Here is a 16,712-nt window from a genome sequence, read left to right as displayed (position 1 = left end):
CCCCTCCCGCATCCGGTCCCCGCCCGGTCGGCCGTAGGCTGAACGGTGATGGCTTACCTGGATCACGCGGCGACGACTCCGATGCTCGACGAGGCACTGGAGGCGTACGTCGCCACCGCCCGCGAGGTCGGCAACGCGTCCTCCCTGCACGCGGCGGGTCGCCGTGCCCGCCGCCGGGTCGAGGAGTCGCGCGAGCGCGTCGCCGCCGTGCTGGGTGCCCGGCCGTCCGAAGTGATCTTCACCGGTGGCGGCACGGAGAGCGACAACCTCGCGGTCAAGGGCATCTTCTGGGCCCGGCGCGGAGCCGGCTCCGACCGCCGGCGGGTGATCTCCAGCGCCGTCGAGCACCACGCGGTGCTGGACGCGGTGGACTGGCTGGCCCAGCACGAGGGGGCCGAGGTCGGCTGGCTGCCGGTGGACGCCGCCGGCCGGCTCGACCCGAACGACCTGCGCGCCGAGTTGACCGCGCACGCCGACCGGGTGGCCGTGGTCACCGCCATGTGGGCGAACAACGAAGTCGGCACCGTCCAGCCGGTGGCCGAACTGGCCGCCGTCGCCGCCGAGCACGGCGTGCCGTTCCACACCGACGCCATCCAGGCGGTCGGGCAGGTGCCGGTCGACTTCGCCGCGAGCGGGGTCGCCGCGCTGACCGTCACCGGACACAAGCTGGGTGGCCCGACCGGGGTGGGCGCGCTGCTGCTCGCCCGGGACGTGGCGGCCACGCCGCTGCTGCACGGCGGCGGGCAGGAACGCGACGTTCGTTCCGGCACCCTGGACACCGCCGGCATCGTCGCCTTCGCGGTAGCTGTCGAGGCGGCGGTGAAGGGCCAACAGGAGTACGCGGCCCGGGTGGCCGCGCTCCGCGACGACCTGATCGAGCGGGTCCGCCGGGCGGTGCCCGAGGTGGTCTACAACGGCGACCCGGTCGACCGGCTGCCCGGCAATGCGCACTTCTCCTTCCCGGGCTGCGAGGGCGACGCCCTGCTGCTCCTGCTCGACGCCCAGGGCATCGCCTGCTCGACGGGTTCGGCCTGCTCGGCCGGGGTGGCCCAGCCCTCACACGTACTGCTGGCGATGGGCGCCGACGACGACCGGGCCCGCTCCTCGCTGCGCTTCACTCTCGGCCACACCAGCACCCAGGACGAGATCGACGCTCTCATCGCAGCCCTCCCAGGGGCCGTCGACCGAGCCCGCCGAGCCGCCGCCCTCCGCACCCCCCGCTAGCCGCCCCCCGCCCCCCGCCCCCCGCCCCCCGCCCCCCGCGCCCTCGCCCCGTCGATCTAGGGCAAGTCGTCGTGGAGTGATCTCTAATCACGACGATTCGCCCTAGATCGACGGGGTGGGGTCGGCGCGCGGGGGCGGCGGGGGCGGCGGGGCGGGGGGCGGGCGGTCGGGGTGCGGCGTTCGGGGGGTCTGGGGCGGGGTGGATAGGGTGGTGAGGGGGAAGGGAGTCGGCTGGTGAGGGTGTTGGCGGCGATGTCGGGCGGGGTTGACTCGGCCGTGGCGGCGGCGCGGGCGGTGACGGCCGGGCACGACGTGACCGGGGTGCACCTGGCGTTGGCCCGCAATCCGCAGACCTACCGGACCGGGGCGCGAGGCTGCTGCACGCTGGAGGACTCTCGGGACGCCCGGCGGGCCGCCGACGTGATCGGCATCCCGTTCTACGTCTGGGACATGGCCGACCGGTTCCACGAGGACGTGGTGGACGACTTCGTGGCCGAGTACGCGGCCGGCCGTACGCCGAATCCCTGCCTGCGCTGCAACGAGAAGATCAAGTTTGCCGCGGTGCTGGACCGTGCGGTGGCCCTTGGCTTCGACGCGGTGGTCACCGGCCACCACGCCCGACTCGGCTCCGACGGGTTGCTGCGCCGCAGTGTCGACGTGGCCAAGGACCAGTCGTACGTGCTGGCGGTGCTCACCCGCGAGCAGTTGGACCGGTCGATCTTCCCGCTGGGCGACTCGACGAAGGCGCAGGTCCGCGCCGAGGCCGCCGAGCGTGGCCTGGCGGTGGCCGACAAGCCGGACTCGCACGACATCTGCTTCATCGCCGACGGCGACACCCGTGGCTTCCTGGCCGGCCGGCTCGGCGAGGCGCCCGGCGACGTGGTGGACGCGAGCACCGGCGCGGTGGTCGGCAGCCACACCGGCGCGTACGCGTACACGGTGGGTCAGCGTCGCGGGCTGCACCTGGACCGGCCCGCCCCGGACGGCCGGCCGCGCTACGTGCTCTCCATCACGCCCAAGACCAACACGGTGACGGTCGGCCCGGCCGAGGCGCTGGAGGTGTCCGAGGTGCGTGCCGAACGACCGGTCTGGACGGGTGGCCCGCGCCCGGACGCGCCGGTCGAGTGCGAGGTGCAGCTGCGCGCGCACGGCGACGTGGTGCCGGCCACCGTCGCCCTCGACGGCGCCACGCTGCACGCCGAGCTGCGCCGGCCGGTACGCGGCGTCGCCGCCGGCCAGGCCGTGGTGGCGTACCGGCCGGACCCGGCCGGCGACGTGGTCCTCGGCTCCGCCACCATCACCGGCTGACCCGGCACACCATCTCCCTGGCCGTCGCGGCCCGGGAGGCCGGCGTACCGGATACCCTTCCGCCGTGACAGATCAGGTGTGGCCCTGGCCGGCCGGCGCCGCGACCGGCATCGGTTCGCTGCCCGGCACCGACATCGCCGAGGCCCAGCGGGTGGTCCTCGGTGAGCTTCCCGCGCTGCCCCACCTTCCGGAGCTGCCGGCCCGCGGCCCCGGAGCCGACCTGATCGGTCGCACCGCGGGGCTGCTGGTCGAGTTGCCTGTCGAGCTGTACACCGGGCGCTGGCGGGTCGCCCCGCGTCCGGGTCGCGACCTGCGCCGGGCCCGCGACCTGATGGAACGCGACCTGGACCAGCTCGCCGAGCAGGCCGAGGAGTACGCCGGGCCGATCAAGGTGCAGGCCGGCGGCCCGCTCACTCTGGCCGCCTCCCTGGAGCTGCCGATCGGCGGCCGGCTGCTGCGCGACCCCGGCGCGGTCCGTGACCTGACCGGCTCCCTCACCGAGGGGTTGCGCGCGCATGTCGCGGCGGTCGCCCGGCGACTGCCCCGCGCCTCGGTGCTGCTCCAGCTGGACGAGCCGTCGCTGCCGACCGTGCTGGCCGGGCGGGTGCCCACCGAGAGCGGGCTGGGCGCGTACCGGGCGGTGGAGTCGGCGGACGCGGCGGCGCTGCTGCGCACCGTCGTCGAGGGGGTCGGTGTGCCGACCGTGGTGCACTGCTGCGCCCCGGACGTGCCACTGGAGTTGATCCGTTCGACGGGCGCCGCCGGGGTGGCCCTCGACCTGGGCCTGCTCACCGAACTGGACCCGCTGGGCGAGGCGATCGACGCCGGCCTCGGGTTGCTGGCCGGGGCCGTGCCGACCCGAGCGCCGTCGACCGGCCAGGCACCGACGTCCGCGCAGGTGGCCGACCGGGTGCGCCAGCTCTGGGACCGGCTGGGGTTCCCCCGCCGGCAGCTGGCCCAGCAGGTGGTGGTCACCCCCGCCTGTGGTCTGGCCGGAGCCAGCCCGGAGTACGCCCGGGTGGTGCTGGCCGCGTGTCGGGACGCCGGCCGGCGGCTCGCCGAGGATTGAGGTTTCCTGTCGTACCCGCTGGGCAGGATGACGGACATGATTGGACAGCTACGTTCAGTGGTGATCGACTGCCCGGATCCGCGGGCGCTGGCGGCGTTCTACGCGGAGCTGCTCGGTGTTCCCCTGGCCGAGGGTGACTCCGATGACGACGAGTGGGTGGTGCTGGGCGGTCCGCCCGGGCACCAGCCGCGCCTGGCGTTCCAGCGGGCGCTCAACCTGCGTCCGCCGGCCTGGCCGGATCCGGAGCGCCCACAGCAGTTCCACCTCGACGTGACGGTGGACGACATCGAGGCCGCCGAGAAGGGGGCGCTCGCACTCGGCGCCCGCCGGCTTCCTGGCGAGGGCGAGGGCTTCCGGGTCTACGCCGACCCGGTCGGCCATCCGTTCTGCCTCTGCTGGGACTGACAGTGGTGCGGGTTGCGGCGGCCGGGCATCATGGCCGCCGTGGCCCACGACCCTCTGCGCGCCTCTGGCTCGCTCTTCGGCCTTGCCTATGGTGACGCGATAGGCAAGCCGACCGAATTCCTGACCGTCGCCGAGATCGAGCACCGGTACGGGCCGGCCGGTCCGCGTGAGCTGACCGGCGAGCCGGCGCTGGTCACCGACGACACCCAGATGGCGCTGGCGGTGGGCTGGGCGCTGCACGAGGCCCCGTCGCTCACCGCACAGGGGGTGGAGCCGCTGCTCCGGCGGCGCTTCCTGGCCTGGGCGGTCAGCCCGGACAACAATCGCGCCCCCGGCATGACCTGCCTGCGCGCCTGCGCCGAGCTGGGTCGCGGGCTCCGCTGGCAGGAGGCGACGGTGGCCGGGTCCAAGGGGTGCGGGGCCAACATGCGGGTCACGCCGGTCGGGTTGCTCGACGTGGATCTGGACACGTTGGCCGGGTTGGCGCAGTTGCAGGCGGGGCTGACCCATGGCCATCCGACCGGGCTGGCGGCCAGCGAGCTCACCGCGTACGCGGTCTTCGCCCTGCGCGGGGGCGCCAAGCTCGCGGAGCTTCCCGCGATTCTCACCGAGCGGGCGCGGAGCCAGCGCCGCGTGTACCGGGAGCAGTGGCTGGGTGACCTCTGGCAACGCGCCGGGGTCGGCACCGCGGAGGACTTCATCGCCCGGGGCTGGGACGAGTGCCTGGCGGTGCTGGCCCGGCTGACGGATGCCCTGGGCCAGCCGGATGACGGCGGCGACCCGTGCCGGGCCACCGGGGAGGGTTGGGTCGCCGAGGAGGCGCTGGCCACCGCTGTGCTCTGCGCCGTACGGCACGCCGACGACCCGGTCGCGGCGCTGGCCCGGGGTGCGACCACCGCCGGGGACTCCGACTCGATCGCCGCCCTGGCCGGCGCCTTCGTGGGCGCGGCCGCGGGGATGACCGCGTGGCCACCGGGGTGGGCCGACCGGATCGAGTACGCCGACCAGCTCGCCACGCTCGGCGCGGCCTGGGACTGATCCTGGTCCCCGTCTCCGAACCCGGTCAGCGGGTGGGCAGATGATGCAGGCTGCGGACCGACCGCCACAGATCGGCGTCGCAGGTGCCGGCGCGGTCGGCGAAGGCGGCCGAGGTGATCCGGGACGGCTCGGTCAGGCTCAGGTAGCTGTCGTGCTCGGCGCCGGGATCCCAGTCCCGCGTGGGGATGCGCACGTGGTCGTCCCGGTCGCTCTTGTCCTGGCTGGTGATCTTCAGTACGTCGGCGCCCCGGGAGTCGGCGCGCAGCACCAGACACGGCCGCACCTTCGACCCGCTGCCGTCGGCGTACGGCACGTCTGCCCACCAGATCTCGCCCGGCGCCGGCGTGCCCGCCCTCCGGTCGGCGCCGCGGGATCGGGGCCTGGTGGCCGGCCGGTCGGCGGAGCGGGGTCGCGGCGGCGCGGGGCGACGTCCGCCGGTCGCGGGGCCCCGGCCCGGCCGGCTGCCCGAGCGCCGGTCCGCCACCCGGTGCCGCCAGCCGTTCCACGCCCAGCCGGCCGCCACCGCCAGCAGGATCGCCACCGCCCAGAGCAGGGCCTCGGGCATCGCTACCTCCGCCGTCGTCCGGCGGCCCACACCGGCCCCCGTCGTCCGGCGATCCTCGCACGCTGATCACCACCGTGCCCGCCACCCACGCACCGCCGACCGCGATCGCGAGAACGCGGTGCGTGGGTGGGCGACTGTTTGTCCCACCGGGCCGATAACGTGCCGGGGTAGCGTGATCAGGGAGGTCGCAGGCGTGTCCGAAGGTGGCGGTGTGTCCGAGGAGCAGATCGGTCAGCAGGTCAGCCCGGCGCAGGAGGCGGCGGCCGGCGTCGAGCCGACGCCGCAGGCGCGGGATCGGCACGCCACGCTCAGCCGCGAGCTGACCGAGCATCAGTACCGCTACTACGTGCTGGACGCGCCGATCATCGCCGACGCCGAGTTCGACCGGCAGCTGCGCGAGCTGGAGGCGCTGGAGGCTGAGTTCCCGGCGCTGCGCACACCGGATTCACCGACCCAACGGGTCGGTGGCACGTTCTCCACCGACTTCACCCCGGTCACCCACGCCGAGCGGATGCTCTCGCTGGACAACGCCTTCGCCGACGAGGAGCTGGCCGCCTGGGCGGAGCGTGTCGAGCGGGACGCCGGCGGCCCGGTGCCCTACCTCTGTGAGCTGAAGGTCGACGGGCTGGCGATCAACCTGACCTACGAGGCCGGCCGCCTGGTTCGGGCGGCCACCCGCGGTGACGGCCGCACCGGCGAGGACGTCACCGCCAACGTGCGCAGCATCCGTGGCGTGCCCGGCCAGCTCACCCCGTCCGCCGAGTTCCCGGAGATTCCCGGGCTGCTGGAGGTCCGGGGCGAGATCTACTTCCCGATCGCCGCGTTCGCCGACCTAAACGCGGGTCTGGTGGAGCAGGGCAAGGCGCCCTTCGCCAATCCCCGCAACGCCGCCGCCGGCAGCCTGCGCCAGAAGGATCCGCGGGTCACCGCGTCGCGGCCGTTGCGCCTGGTGGTGCACGGCATCGGCGCCCGCCGTGGTTTCCAACCCACCGCGCAGTCCGCGTCGTACGCGGCGCTGAAGTCGTGGGGCCTGCCGACCAGTGACCGGTGGCGGGTGGTGCCGGATCTGGCCGGCGTGGCCGAGTACATCGCCCACTACGCCGAGCACCGGCACGACGTCGAGCACGAGATCGACGGAGTGGTGGTCAAGGTCGATCCGGTGGCCATCCAGGGTCGGCTCGGGTCGACCAGCCGCGCCCCGCGCTGGGCGATCGCCTTCAAGTACCCGCCGGAAGAGGTCACCACCAAGCTGCTCGACATCGACGTCAACGTCGGGCGCACCGGGCGGGTCACCCCGTTCGCCGTTCTCGAACCGGTGCGGGTGGCCGGCTCCACAGTCGCGCTCGCCACCCTGCACAACGCCCGCGAGGTGGAGCGCAAGGGCGTGTTGATCGGCGACACGGTCGTGCTGCGCAAGGCCGGCGACGTGATTCCCGAGGTGCTCGGCCCGGTCGTCGACCTGCGCCCCGCCGACGCACGGCCGTTCGTCATGCCGACCACCTGCCCGGCCTGCGGCACTCCGCTCGCGCCGGCCAAGGAGGGCGACATCGACATTCGCTGCCCCAACACCCGCAGCTGCCCCGCCCAGCTCCGCGAACGGGTGTTCCACCTCGCCGGCCGCGGCGCGTTCGACATCGAGGCGCTCGGCTACAAGGGCGCGGCGGCACTGCTGGACGCGGAGATCATCACCGACGAGGGGGACCTCTTCCAGCTCGACGCCGAGCAGCTGTCCCGGTCCCCGTTCTTCGTCAACAAGGACGGCAGCCTGGGCAGCAACGCGGTCAAACTGCTGGACAATCTGGCGGTGGCCCGGGAGCGCGACCTGTGGCGGGTGCTTGTGGCGCTCTCCATCCGGCACGTCGGCCCGACCGCGGCCCAGGCGCTCGCCCGGCACTTCCGCTCCATGGAGGCCATCGACGCGGCCAGCGAGGACGAGCTCTCCTCGGTCGACGGGGTCGGTCCGACGATCGCGGCCAGCATCCGGGAGTGGTTCGCCGTGGACTGGCACCGCGAGGTGGTCCGCAAGTGGGCCGAGGCGGGCGTACGGATGGCCGAGGAGGCGGTCGACGAGGGGCCGCGCCCGTTGGAGGGGCTGACCGTGGTGGTGACCGGCACGCTCGCCGGCTTCTCCCGGGACCAGGCCGCCGAGGCCGTGCAGAGCCGGGGCGGCAAGGTCAGCGGCTCGGTTTCCAAGAAGACCAGCTTCGTGGTGGTGGGGGACAACCCGGGGTCCAAGGCCGACAAGGCGGCCAGCCTCAAGGTGCCTGTGCTCGATGAGGACGGGTTCCGGGTGCTGCTGGACGCGGGTCCGGACGCGGCGCGGGACGTGGCCCGGCCGGAGAGCTGAGCGGCTGCGGCGGCCACTGGCCGCGCATACCAACTTAATTACGACTACGACCGATTCGTGACTGTCATACCGGGAAACCCGGGGCTGAGGGCGTTTCATTGGGTCACGGCGTGCACACGGCACGCCAGCCGTCGGTCGGGAGGTCTGATGGAGGTCGCCGACCCGCGCAACTCCGTCCCGCCCGGACGGGTGGCGCCGTTCACCGCCTTCATCGTCAGCATCCTGGTGGTCGCCGCGTTGACCGCCGCCGGTCCACTCGCGACACTCCCGGCCGAGCTGTCCCGGTTGCCTGTGGCGTTCTGGACGATGGCCGCGCTCGCGCTGGTCTGCGACGCCCGCCCGTTCGTGCCGCCGGGGCGCCGGCAGTCCTCCGCGGTCTTCCCCTCCACCTGCTTCACCTTCGCGATCCTGCTCGGCTGGGGGCTCGGCCCGGCGGTGGCCGTGCAGGCGGCGGGCGTGGTCGTGTCGGGCTGGCGGATGCGGCACGCCGCGTGGCGGACGGCGTTCAACGTCGGCCAGTACGCCTGCGCTCTCGCCGCCGCGTACGGGATCCTCCGGCTCGGGCCGGGCATCGTCTTCTCCGGCGGTCGGTTGCACTGGCCGGACGTGGCCGCCGTGGGCGGTGCCACGGTGGCCTGGTTCGTGGTCAACTACGGGTTGGTCAGCTGGGCGGTACGGCTGCGCTTCGGCGACCGGTGGTGGCCCACCGTCCGGCAGGGCCTCGGTTTCGAACTGCTCTCCACGGGCTCGCTGCTGCTGCTCGCCCCGGTGCTGGTGGCCGCCGCGCGGGTCAGCGCGGCGCTGATCCCGCTGGTGCTGGTGCCGCTGTTCGCCGTGTACCGGATGGCCCGGCTGACCGTCGAGCAGCAGCACCTCGCCGCCGCGGACCCGCTCACCGGGCTACCCAACCGCAAGGCGCTGCTGACCGAGGTGGCGGAGCAGGTGCACGTGCACGCCGAGCGGACCGCCCGGGGCGAACCCGACGGGCACCTGGCCCTGCTGCTGATCGACCTGGACCGCTTCAAGAACGTCAACGACGCTCTCGGGCACGCCGTGGGCGACCGGCTGCTCGTCGAGGTCAGCGCCCGACTCACCGACGTGGAGCCCCGTCCGCAGATGATCGCCCGGCTCGGCGGGGACGAGTTCGCCATCGTGATGACCGGGCTGACCGACGCGAGCCAGGCGCGCGACCTGGCCGACCGGGTGGTCCGGGCGCTGGCCGAGCCGGTGCCGCTGGACGGGCTGCCGCTGGACGTGGGCGGATCGATCGGGATCGCCCTGTTCCCGGAGCACGGGGAGGACTTCGCCACCCTGATGCGCCACGCCGACGTGGCGATGTACGACGCCAAGCACCGCAACGACACAGTCGCCGTCTACGCCCCGGAATCCGATCACAACTCCGCCGAGCGGCTCGGCCTCCTCGCCGACCTGCGCCGGGTCCTGGAGTCCGGCCCGTCGGTCGACGACGCGCTGGACGCCGAGCCGGCGGGGCACGCCCACCCGACGGGGACGGTCGACGGGGCCGGCCGGGACGCGCAGCTGACCGAGCCGGACGGCGCCGAGCGGGCTGCCGACGTACCCCTCGGTGCGGTGGCGGAGGTGCGCGGCGGGGACGGTGCGGCGCTGCCCAGCGGTGACCTGCACCCCGCCGAGTCGGCGCCGCACGCGGGCGCGTCGCCGGTGGTAGCCGGGGCACCGCCGGCCGGCGGCCGGTGGTGGGGTCGCCGCCGGCGGCCGGGCACCGAGCTGGTGCACGCCGACGAGCTGATCAACCGGATCGCCACCGGCGCCGACCCGATCCGTGGCCGGAACACCCGGGCGACGGTCACCGGCGCCCGCCCGGGTCCCGGCCGGGACCGGCGCGCCGGCGGGCACGGGCGGCGATCGCCCAACTCAGGCGCGGTGTCCGCGCTGGCCGGCGGTGCCGGTCCGCGACGCGACGTCGGGCCGGGCACCCCGGATGAGCCGCTCGGGCCGACCGGGTGGGCGCACTCCGGCGATGAGCCGGCCGACGACGCCGGCGAGATCACCATGTACTACCAGCCGCAGATCGCCATCGCGACCGGCGAGGTGGTCGGCGTCGAGGCGCTGCTGCGCTGGCGGCACCCGCGGCGGGGCATGGTCGACCCGGAGGAACTGATCCGGGTCGCCGAGCAGAGCGCTGTGATGCGGCTGCTCACCCGGCGGGTGGTCGACGACGTGGTGGAGCAGCTCGCCAAGTGGTCGGCGGCCGGCATCGGGCTGCGGGCCGCGCTGAACGTGAGCGTGCGGGACCTGCACACCGGCGAGATCGCCGACCAGATCGCCGACCGGCTGACCCGCTACGGCGTGCCGGCCGAGCGGCTGCAACTGGAGATCACCGAGGGTGCCCTGATGGCCGACCCGCGCCGGGTGCTGGCCACCATCTCCCGGCTGCACGGGATCGGGGTGGCCATCGCCCTGGACGACTTCGGCACCGGGTATTCCTCGTTGCAGCACCTGCGCCGGCTGCCGCTGTCCGAGGTGAAGGTGGACCGCTCGTTCGTGCTCGGGATGGCCGACGACGCCGACGACGCGGCGATCGTCCGGTCGATGATCGAGCTGGCCGGCGCGCTCGGGCTGCGGGTGGTCGCCGAGGGCGTGGAGGACGAGCGGACCTGGCGGATGCTGCACGCCGCCGGCTGCGACGCCGCGCAGGGCTGGTTCTACGCCCGACCGATGCCCGCCGAGGAGCTGGCCACCTGGCTGGCCCGGTACCGGCCGGTCCGCCCGAGCGGCGGCCCGGAGCCGGACGCCGGCCGTCGCCCCACCCGCTGACCCGCAGACGGCCCGGCCCGAGAGGCCGGCGGAGGGGGAGTCGTGGACGCGGCACCGGAGCGGAACAATAGACTCGCTCCGGTCACCGCGCGTCACGCTCCACCCGTCGCGCGATCGGCACACCGCCCGACCAGCAGGACATCAGAAGGGGGCACGGATGGCCGCCATCTCCCGCGAGGAGGTCGCGCACCTGGCGCGCCTGTCGCGGCTCGCCGTCACCGAGGAGGAGCTGGACATGTTCGCCGGCCAGCTCGACGTGATCCTCCAGGCGGTCGCCCAGGTCGGCGAGGTCGCCGCGGCGGACATCCCGCCGACCTCGCACTCGGTGCCGCTGACCAACATCTTCCGCGAGGACGTGGTCACGCCGTGTCTGACGCCGCAGGAGGTGCTGTCGGGCGCACCCGACGTCGAGGACCAGCGGTTCCGCGTACCGCGGATCCTGACCGAGGATGTGGCCTCATGAGCGATCTGACCAGAATGACCGCGACGGAAATCGCCGCCCTGGTCGCCGGTGGCGAGACCTCCGCCGTCGAGGTGACGCAGGCGCACCTGGACCGGATCGCCGCCGTCGACGACCGGGTGCACGCCTTCCTGCACGTGGACACCGACGGCGCGCTGGCCGCCGCCCGCGCGGTGGACGAGCGCCGGGCCGCCGGTGAGGAGCTGGGCCCGCTGGCCGGCGTGCCGGTCGCGGTGAAGGACGTGCTCGCCACCCGCGGCGTGCCGACCACTGTGGGGTCGAAGATCCTGGAGGGCTGGCGCCCGCCGTACGACGCGACGATCGTGCAGCGGCTGCGTGCGGCCGGCACTGTGATGCTCGGCAAGACGAACATGGACGAGTTCGCCATGGGCTCCTCCACCGAATACTCGGCGTACGGCCCGACGCACAACCCGTGGGACCTGGGCCGGATCCCGGGCGGCTCGGGTGGCGGCAGCGCCGCCGCGCTGGCCGCGTACGAGGCGCCGCTGGCGATCGGCTCGGACACCGGCGGCTCGATCCGCCAGCCCGGCGCGGTCACCGGCACAGTGGGCGTGAAGCCCACCTACGGCGGCACCTCCCGCTACGGGCTGGTCGCCTTCTCCTCGTCGCTGGACACGCCCGGCCCGTGCGCCCGTACGGTGCTCGACGCGGCCCTGCTGCACCAGGTGATCGGCGGGCACGACCCGCGCGACTCCACCTCCATCCCGCAGCCGGTGCCGGACGTGGTGGCGGCGGCGAGGCTCGGCGCGACAGGTGACCTGACCGGCGTGCGGCTCGGCATCGTCAGCGAGTTCGTCGGCGAGGGCGCCGAGCCGGGCGTGATGGCCGCGTTCCGCGAGGCGGTGGACGCGCTGGCCAAGCTCGGTGCGGAGATCGTCGAGGTGTCCTGCCCGACGTTCGCCTACGCGCTGCCGGCGTACTACCTGATCGCGCCGAGCGAGTGCTCCTCCAACCTGGCCCGGTTCGACGGTGTCCGGTTCGGCCTGCGGGTCGGCGACGACGGCAACCGGTCGCTGGAGGAGGTCATGTCGCTGACCCGGGAGGCCGGCTTCGGCCCCGAGGTCAAGCGCCGCATCATGATCGGCACGTACGCCCTGTCGTCGGGTTACTACGACGCCTACTACGGGCAGGCGCAGAAGGTCCGGACGCTGATCACGCGGGACTTCACCGCCGCGTTCGCGCAGGTCGACGCGCTGATCTCGCCGACCACCCCGTCCGTGGCGTTCCCGATGGGCGCGCGCACCGCCGACCCGTACCAGATGTACCTGGCCGACCTGTTCACCATTCCGACCAACCTGTACGGCGGGCCGGGCATCTCGGTGCCCTGCGGTCTCTCCGAGGGGCTGCCCGTCGGCCTGCAGGTGATGGCACCGACGATGGCCGACGACCGGATGTACCGGGTCGCCGCCGCGCTGGAGTCCGCGGTCGGCACGTTCACCCCACCGGCACTGTGAGGCAGGAGCCCAGATGACGACGACGCTGCCCGCGTACGACGAGGTCGTCGCGCGCTACGAACCGGTGATCGGCCTGGAGACCCACGTCGAGCTGGGCACGAACACCAAGATGTTCTGCGGCTGCCCCACCGACTTCGGTGGCGAGCCGAACACCCGGGTCTGCCCGGTCTGCCTGGGCCTGCCGGGCTCGCTGCCGGTGGCCAACAAGGCGGCCATCGAGGCGATCATCCGGATCGGCCTGGCGCTGAACTGCTCCATCGCCGAGTGGTGCCGGTTCGCCCGGAAGAACTACTTCTACCCGGACATGCCGAAGAACTTCCAGATCAGCCAGTACGACGAGCCGATCTGCGTCGACGGCTACCTGGACGTCGAGGTCAACGGCGAGACGGTGCGCATCGAGATCGAGCGGGTGCACCTGGAGGAGGACACCGGCAAGACGCTGCACGTCGGCGGTGCCACCGGCCGCATCCACGGCGCGACCGAGTCGCTGGTCGACTACAACCGGGCCGGCATTCCGCTGGTGGAGATCGTCACCAAGCCCATTCCGGGCACCGGCGCGCTCGCCCCCGAGGTGGCCAAGGCGTACGTCACCGAACTGCGGGACGTGATCCGCACCCTCGGCGTCTCGGACGTGCGGATGGAGGAGGGTTCGCTGCGCTGTGACGTGAACACCTCGCTCAACCTGCCCGGGCAGGAGTGGGGCACCCGCACCGAGACAAAGAACGTCAACTCGCTGCGCTCGGTGGAGCGGGCGGTCCGCTCGGAGATGCTGCGGCAGGCCTCGGTGCTGGACGCCGGCGGCCGGATCACCCAGGAGACCCGGCACTTCCACGAGGACACCGGCGACACCACCCCGGGGCGTTCCAAGGAGACCGCGACCGACTACCGGTACTTCCCGGAGCCGGACCTGGTGCCGATCGCCCCGGACCCGGCCTGGGTCGCCGAGCTGAAGGCCGCCCTGCCGGAGCTGCCCCGGGTGCACCGGCGTCGGCTCCAGGAGCAGTGGGGGCTGTCCGACCTGGACATGCAGTCGGTGCTGAACGCCGGCGCGGTCGAGCTGATCGAGGCGACCGTCGCCGCCGGCACCACGCCGGCCGCCGCCCGTAAGTGGTGGCTCGGTGAGCTGTCCCGCCGGGCCAACGAGAGCGGCCTGGAGCTGGCCGACATCGGCGCCACCCCGGCCCAGGTCGCCGAGTTGCAGGGCCTGGTCGACGCCGGGAAGCTCAACGACAAGATGGCCCGCGCGGTGCTGGAGGGCGTGGTCGACGGCGAGGGTTCGCCCACCGAGATCATGACCAACCGGGGCCTGGAGGTCGTGTCGGACACCGGCGCGCTCACCGCCGCCGTGGACGAGGCGATCGCCGCCAACCCCGGCATCGCCGACAAGATCCGCAGCGGCAAGGTCGCCGCGGCCGGCGCGCTGGTCGGCGCGGTCATGAAGACCACCCGCGGCCAGGCCGACGCGAAGACCGTCCGCGAGCTGGTCCTGGAGCGCCTCGGCGTCCAGGGCTGAGCCGTAAGGAAGGGCCCCTTCTTATCGCCTGGTGCATAAGAAGGGGCCCTTCCTAACAATGCTGCCGCCTCGCGCGGCGCGACCCCGCACCCCTCGCGAGGGCGTCAACGGCGACGCCCGGATGGAGTCACAGTGAACCAGCACGACCTCGATGTCCTCGACGAGATCCAGCGGCGGGTGCTCTGGCTGGCCACCCGGATCGTGGACGCGGCCAACCACGACCGGGCCACCGGCGACGGGGTGAAGGTCGGCGGGCACCAGGCGTCCAGCGCCTCACTGGTCACCGCGATGACCGCGCTCTGGTTCGCGCACCTGGACGCCGAGGACCGGGTGGCGGTGAAGCCGCACGCCTCCCCGGTGTTCCACGCCATCCAGTACCTCCTCGGCAACCTGGACCGCTCGTACCTGCCGCGGCTGCGGGCCCGTGGCGGCCTCCAGTCGTACCCGTCGCGCACCAAGGACCCCGACGAGGTGGACTTCTCCACCGGCTCGGTCGGCCTCGGCGCGGCGGCGCCGCTCTTCGCCGCCGCCACCCGGCGCTACGTCGACGCGCACTTCGGCGCCCGCCCGCACTCCCGGTTCGTCGCGCTGATCGGCGACGCGGAGCTGGACGAGGGCAACATCTGGGAGGCGGTCGCCGACCCGGCCACCACCGGCCTGGGCAACGTCATGTGGCTGGTGGACTTCAACCGCCAGTCGCTGGACCGGGTGGTGCCCGGCATCCGGATCAACCAGTGGCGCGGGCAGTTCGAGGCGGCCGGCTGGCACGTCGTGGAGGTCAAGTACGGCCGTCGGCTCGCCGAGGCGTACGCCCGGCCGGGCGGCGAGTCGCTGCGCGACTGGATCGACGCGATGCCCAACGAGCAGTACCAGTCGTTGTTCGGGCTGGCCGGCCCGGAGCTGCGCAAGCAGTTCCTGGACGGCGCGCCGGCCGAGGTGGGCGCTTTCGTCCAGGGCATCGAGGACGAGGAGCTGGGCCCGCTCGTCACCGACCTCGGCGGGCACGACCTGGAGGCGATGCTCGACGCGTACGCCCAGTGTGACGCGGTCACCGACCGGCCCAGCGTCGTCTTCGCGTACACGGTCAAGGGGTGGGGGTTGCCCATCGCCGGCAATCCGCGCAACCACTCGGCGCTGCTCAGCACCGAGCAGGTCGACACGTTGCGCGCCGCGCAGGGGTTGACCCGGGACACCGAGTGGGACCGCCTCGACCCGGCGTCACCCGCCGGCATCCGGGCCGGCGCCCGCCGGGAGGCGCTGTCCCGCGCGCCCCGCGAGCGGGCCCTGGGGGTCACCGTTCCGGAGAGCACGGGAGTACGCGCGGCCAAGCCGATCTCCACACAGGAGGTCTTCGGCCGGGTGCTGGTGGACCTGGCCCGGAACCGGGAGGTCGGCCGCTACCTGGTGACGACGGCACCGGACGTGGCGACCTCCACCAATCTCGCCGGGTTCATCAACAAGACCGGGGTGTTCGCCCCCACCGAGCAGCGTTCCTGGACCGAGGACCGGATGCTGCGCTGGACCGAGAGCCCCGCCGGGCAGCACATCGAGCTGGGCATCTCGGAGATGAACCTGTTCCTGCTGCTCGGCCAGCTCGGCCTCTCGTGGGACCTGTCCGGGCAGCCGCTGCTGCCGGTGGGCACGGTCTACGACCCGTTCGTGCTGCGCGGCCTGGACGCGTTCCTGTACGGCACCTACTCCGGCTCCCGGTTCGTGGTCGCCGGTACCCCGTCGGGCATCACCCTGGCCCCGGAGGGCGGCGCCCACCAGTCCACCATCACCGCCTCTGTCGGGCTGGAGCTGCCCGGGGTGACCTTCGTCGAGCCGGCGTACGCGACAAGCCTGGACTGGCTGCTCTGCGACGCGCTCGGGCAGATCGCCGGCGGGTCGGCCCCGGCCGCGACCGCCGCGCCGGCCGAGGACGGGGCGTACTACTTCCGGCTGAGCACCCGGCCGCTGGAGCAGGCACCGTTCGAGGCGGCCCGGGCCCGGCTCGGCGACGCGGTGCTGCGCCGGCAGGTGGTCGCCGGGGCGTACCGGCTGGTCGACGCCCACCAGGCGTACCCGCACCTGGCCGACGCCCCGGTGGTGCAGCTGGCCGCCTCCGGCGCTGTGCTGCCCGAGGTGCTGGCCGCCGCCGCGGAGCTGGCCGAGGAGGGCGTCGCCGCACACGTGGTGGACGTGACCTCGCTGGATCGGCTCTACCGCGCCTGGCAGCGCACGCTGCGCCAGGGCGTGCGGACGGCGACGGTGCCGAGCGTTCCGGGTGCGCTGCGGTCCGCGTTCGCCGACCGGGTGCCGGTGGTGACCGTGCACGACGCCGCGTCGCACGCGATGGCCTGGCTCGGCTCGGCGCTCGCCGCGCCGGCGGTGCCGCTCGGGGTGGACGAGTTCGGCCAGTCCGGCAGCGTGACCGAGCTGTACGAGTTGCACGACCTGCTGCCCGGCAGCATCGTCAACGCCGCCCTGGCAGCCATCGCCCTGCGCTGACCCCGAGTTACCGACGTTGCGG

The 16,712-nt window shown here is 73.8% G+C and carries 12 protein-coding genes; 11 read left to right on the top strand and 1 reads right to left on the bottom strand.

Features of this window, described 5'->3' with window-relative positions; all coding sequences use genetic code 11:
* Positions 1–48: 48 nt before the first annotated feature.
* From GA0070607_RS06570 to GA0070607_RS06550, 5 genes are all read left to right on the top strand, one after another.
* Positions 49–1,224, top strand: coding sequence for a cysteine desulfurase family protein (locus GA0070607_RS06570; RefSeq protein ID WP_089017373.1), 1,176 nt, complete (start codon positions 49–51; stop codon positions 1,222–1,224).
* Between the two features lie 234 nt (positions 1,225–1,458).
* Positions 1,459–2,532: a tRNA 2-thiouridine(34) synthase MnmA gene (gene mnmA, locus GA0070607_RS06565; protein ID WP_197701238.1), complete on the top strand. Its 1,074-nt coding sequence runs from the start codon at positions 1,459–1,461 to the stop codon at positions 2,530–2,532.
* Between the two features lie 64 nt (positions 2,533–2,596).
* On the top strand, positions 2,597–3,601 hold the full coding sequence (locus GA0070607_RS06560) for a methionine synthase (protein WP_089017371.1): 1,005 nt from the start codon (positions 2,597–2,599) through the stop codon (positions 3,599–3,601).
* Between the two features lie 36 nt (positions 3,602–3,637).
* Positions 3,638–4,006: a VOC family protein gene (locus GA0070607_RS06555; RefSeq protein ID WP_172898996.1), complete on the top strand. Its 369-nt coding sequence runs from the start codon at positions 3,638–3,640 to the stop codon at positions 4,004–4,006.
* A gap of 30 nt (positions 4,007–4,036) precedes the next feature.
* Complete coding sequence (locus GA0070607_RS06550; protein ID WP_089017369.1) at positions 4,037–5,044, top strand: ADP-ribosylglycohydrolase family protein; 1,008 nt, start codon at positions 4,037–4,039, stop codon at positions 5,042–5,044.
* Between the two features lie 25 nt (positions 5,045–5,069).
* Here GA0070607_RS06550 and GA0070607_RS06545 read toward each other — a convergent pair whose 3' ends face one another.
* Positions 5,070–5,609, bottom strand: a complete 540-nt coding sequence (locus tag GA0070607_RS06545; protein WP_089017368.1) for a type II toxin-antitoxin system PemK/MazF family toxin — start codon at positions 5,607–5,609, stop codon at positions 5,070–5,072.
* Positions 5,610–5,820: 211 nt separating this feature from the next.
* Between GA0070607_RS06545 and ligA the strand changes: the two genes are divergently transcribed.
* The 6 genes from ligA (at position 5,821) to GA0070607_RS06515 (ending at position 16,690) form a co-directional block, all read left to right on the top strand.
* Positions 5,821–7,956 carry an NAD-dependent DNA ligase LigA gene (gene ligA / locus GA0070607_RS06540; protein ID WP_089017367.1) on the top strand — a complete coding sequence of 712 codons (2,136 nt, stop codon included), beginning with the start codon at positions 5,821–5,823 and terminating at the stop codon, positions 7,954–7,956.
* Positions 7,957–8,103: 147 nt separating this feature from the next.
* Positions 8,104–10,752, top strand: coding sequence for a putative bifunctional diguanylate cyclase/phosphodiesterase (locus GA0070607_RS06535; RefSeq protein ID WP_089017366.1), 2,649 nt, complete (start codon positions 8,104–8,106; stop codon positions 10,750–10,752).
* Positions 10,753–10,909: 157 nt separating this feature from the next.
* Positions 10,910–11,215 carry an Asp-tRNA(Asn)/Glu-tRNA(Gln) amidotransferase subunit GatC gene (gatC, locus tag GA0070607_RS06530; protein ID WP_089017365.1) on the top strand — a complete coding sequence of 102 codons (306 nt, stop codon included), beginning with the start codon at positions 10,910–10,912 and terminating at the stop codon, positions 11,213–11,215.
* Positions 11,212–12,687 carry an Asp-tRNA(Asn)/Glu-tRNA(Gln) amidotransferase subunit GatA gene (gene gatA / locus GA0070607_RS06525; RefSeq protein ID WP_089017364.1) on the top strand — a complete coding sequence of 492 codons (1,476 nt, stop codon included), beginning with the start codon at positions 11,212–11,214 and terminating at the stop codon, positions 12,685–12,687. The genes gatC and gatA overlap by 4 nt, the downstream gene beginning before the upstream one ends.
* 13 nt (positions 12,688–12,700) lie before the next feature.
* Positions 12,701–14,200, top strand: a complete 1,500-nt coding sequence (gatB, locus tag GA0070607_RS06520) for an Asp-tRNA(Asn)/Glu-tRNA(Gln) amidotransferase subunit GatB (RefSeq protein ID WP_089017363.1) — start codon at positions 12,701–12,703, stop codon at positions 14,198–14,200.
* 132 nt (positions 14,201–14,332) lie between these two features.
* A complete protein-coding gene (locus GA0070607_RS06515) occupies positions 14,333–16,690 on the top strand; it encodes a transketolase-like TK C-terminal-containing protein (protein ID WP_089017362.1) in 2,358 nt (785 codons plus the stop codon).
* Positions 16,691–16,712 lie beyond the last annotated feature (22 nt).

The organism is Micromonospora coriariae (assembly GCF_900091455.1).
Classification (GTDB): Bacteria; Actinomycetota; Actinomycetes; order Mycobacteriales; family Micromonosporaceae; genus Micromonospora; species Micromonospora coriariae.
The sequence above is the reverse complement of the archived record's forward strand: the minus strand, read 5'-3'. Positions and strand labels throughout refer to the sequence as shown.

What these genes read in the sequence shown, in the direction of transcription:
- gatC (WP_089017365.1), top strand. Translation starts at nt 10,910, where the DNA reads ATGGCCGCCATCTCCCGCGAGGAGGTCGCGCACCTGGCGCGCCTGTCG.
- gatA (WP_089017364.1), top strand. Translation starts at nt 11,212, where the DNA reads ATGAGCGATCTGACCAGAATGACCGCGACGGAAATCGCCGCCCTGGTC.
- GA0070607_RS06550 (WP_089017369.1), top strand. Translation starts at nt 4,037, where the DNA reads ATGGCCGCCGTGGCCCACGACCCTCTGCGCGCCTCTGGCTCGCTCTTC.
- GA0070607_RS06555 (WP_172898996.1), top strand. Translation starts at nt 3,638, where the DNA reads ATGATTGGACAGCTACGTTCAGTGGTGATCGACTGCCCGGATCCGCGG.
- GA0070607_RS06535 (WP_089017366.1), top strand. Translation starts at nt 8,104, where the DNA reads ATGGAGGTCGCCGACCCGCGCAACTCCGTCCCGCCCGGACGGGTGGCG.
- GA0070607_RS06545 (WP_089017368.1), bottom strand. Translation starts at nt 5,609, where the DNA reads ATGCCCGAGGCCCTGCTCTGGGCGGTGGCGATCCTGCTGGCGGTGGCG.
- GA0070607_RS06570 (WP_089017373.1), top strand. Translation starts at nt 49, where the DNA reads ATGGCTTACCTGGATCACGCGGCGACGACTCCGATGCTCGACGAGGCA.
- gatB (WP_089017363.1), top strand. Translation starts at nt 12,701, where the DNA reads ATGACGACGACGCTGCCCGCGTACGACGAGGTCGTCGCGCGCTACGAA.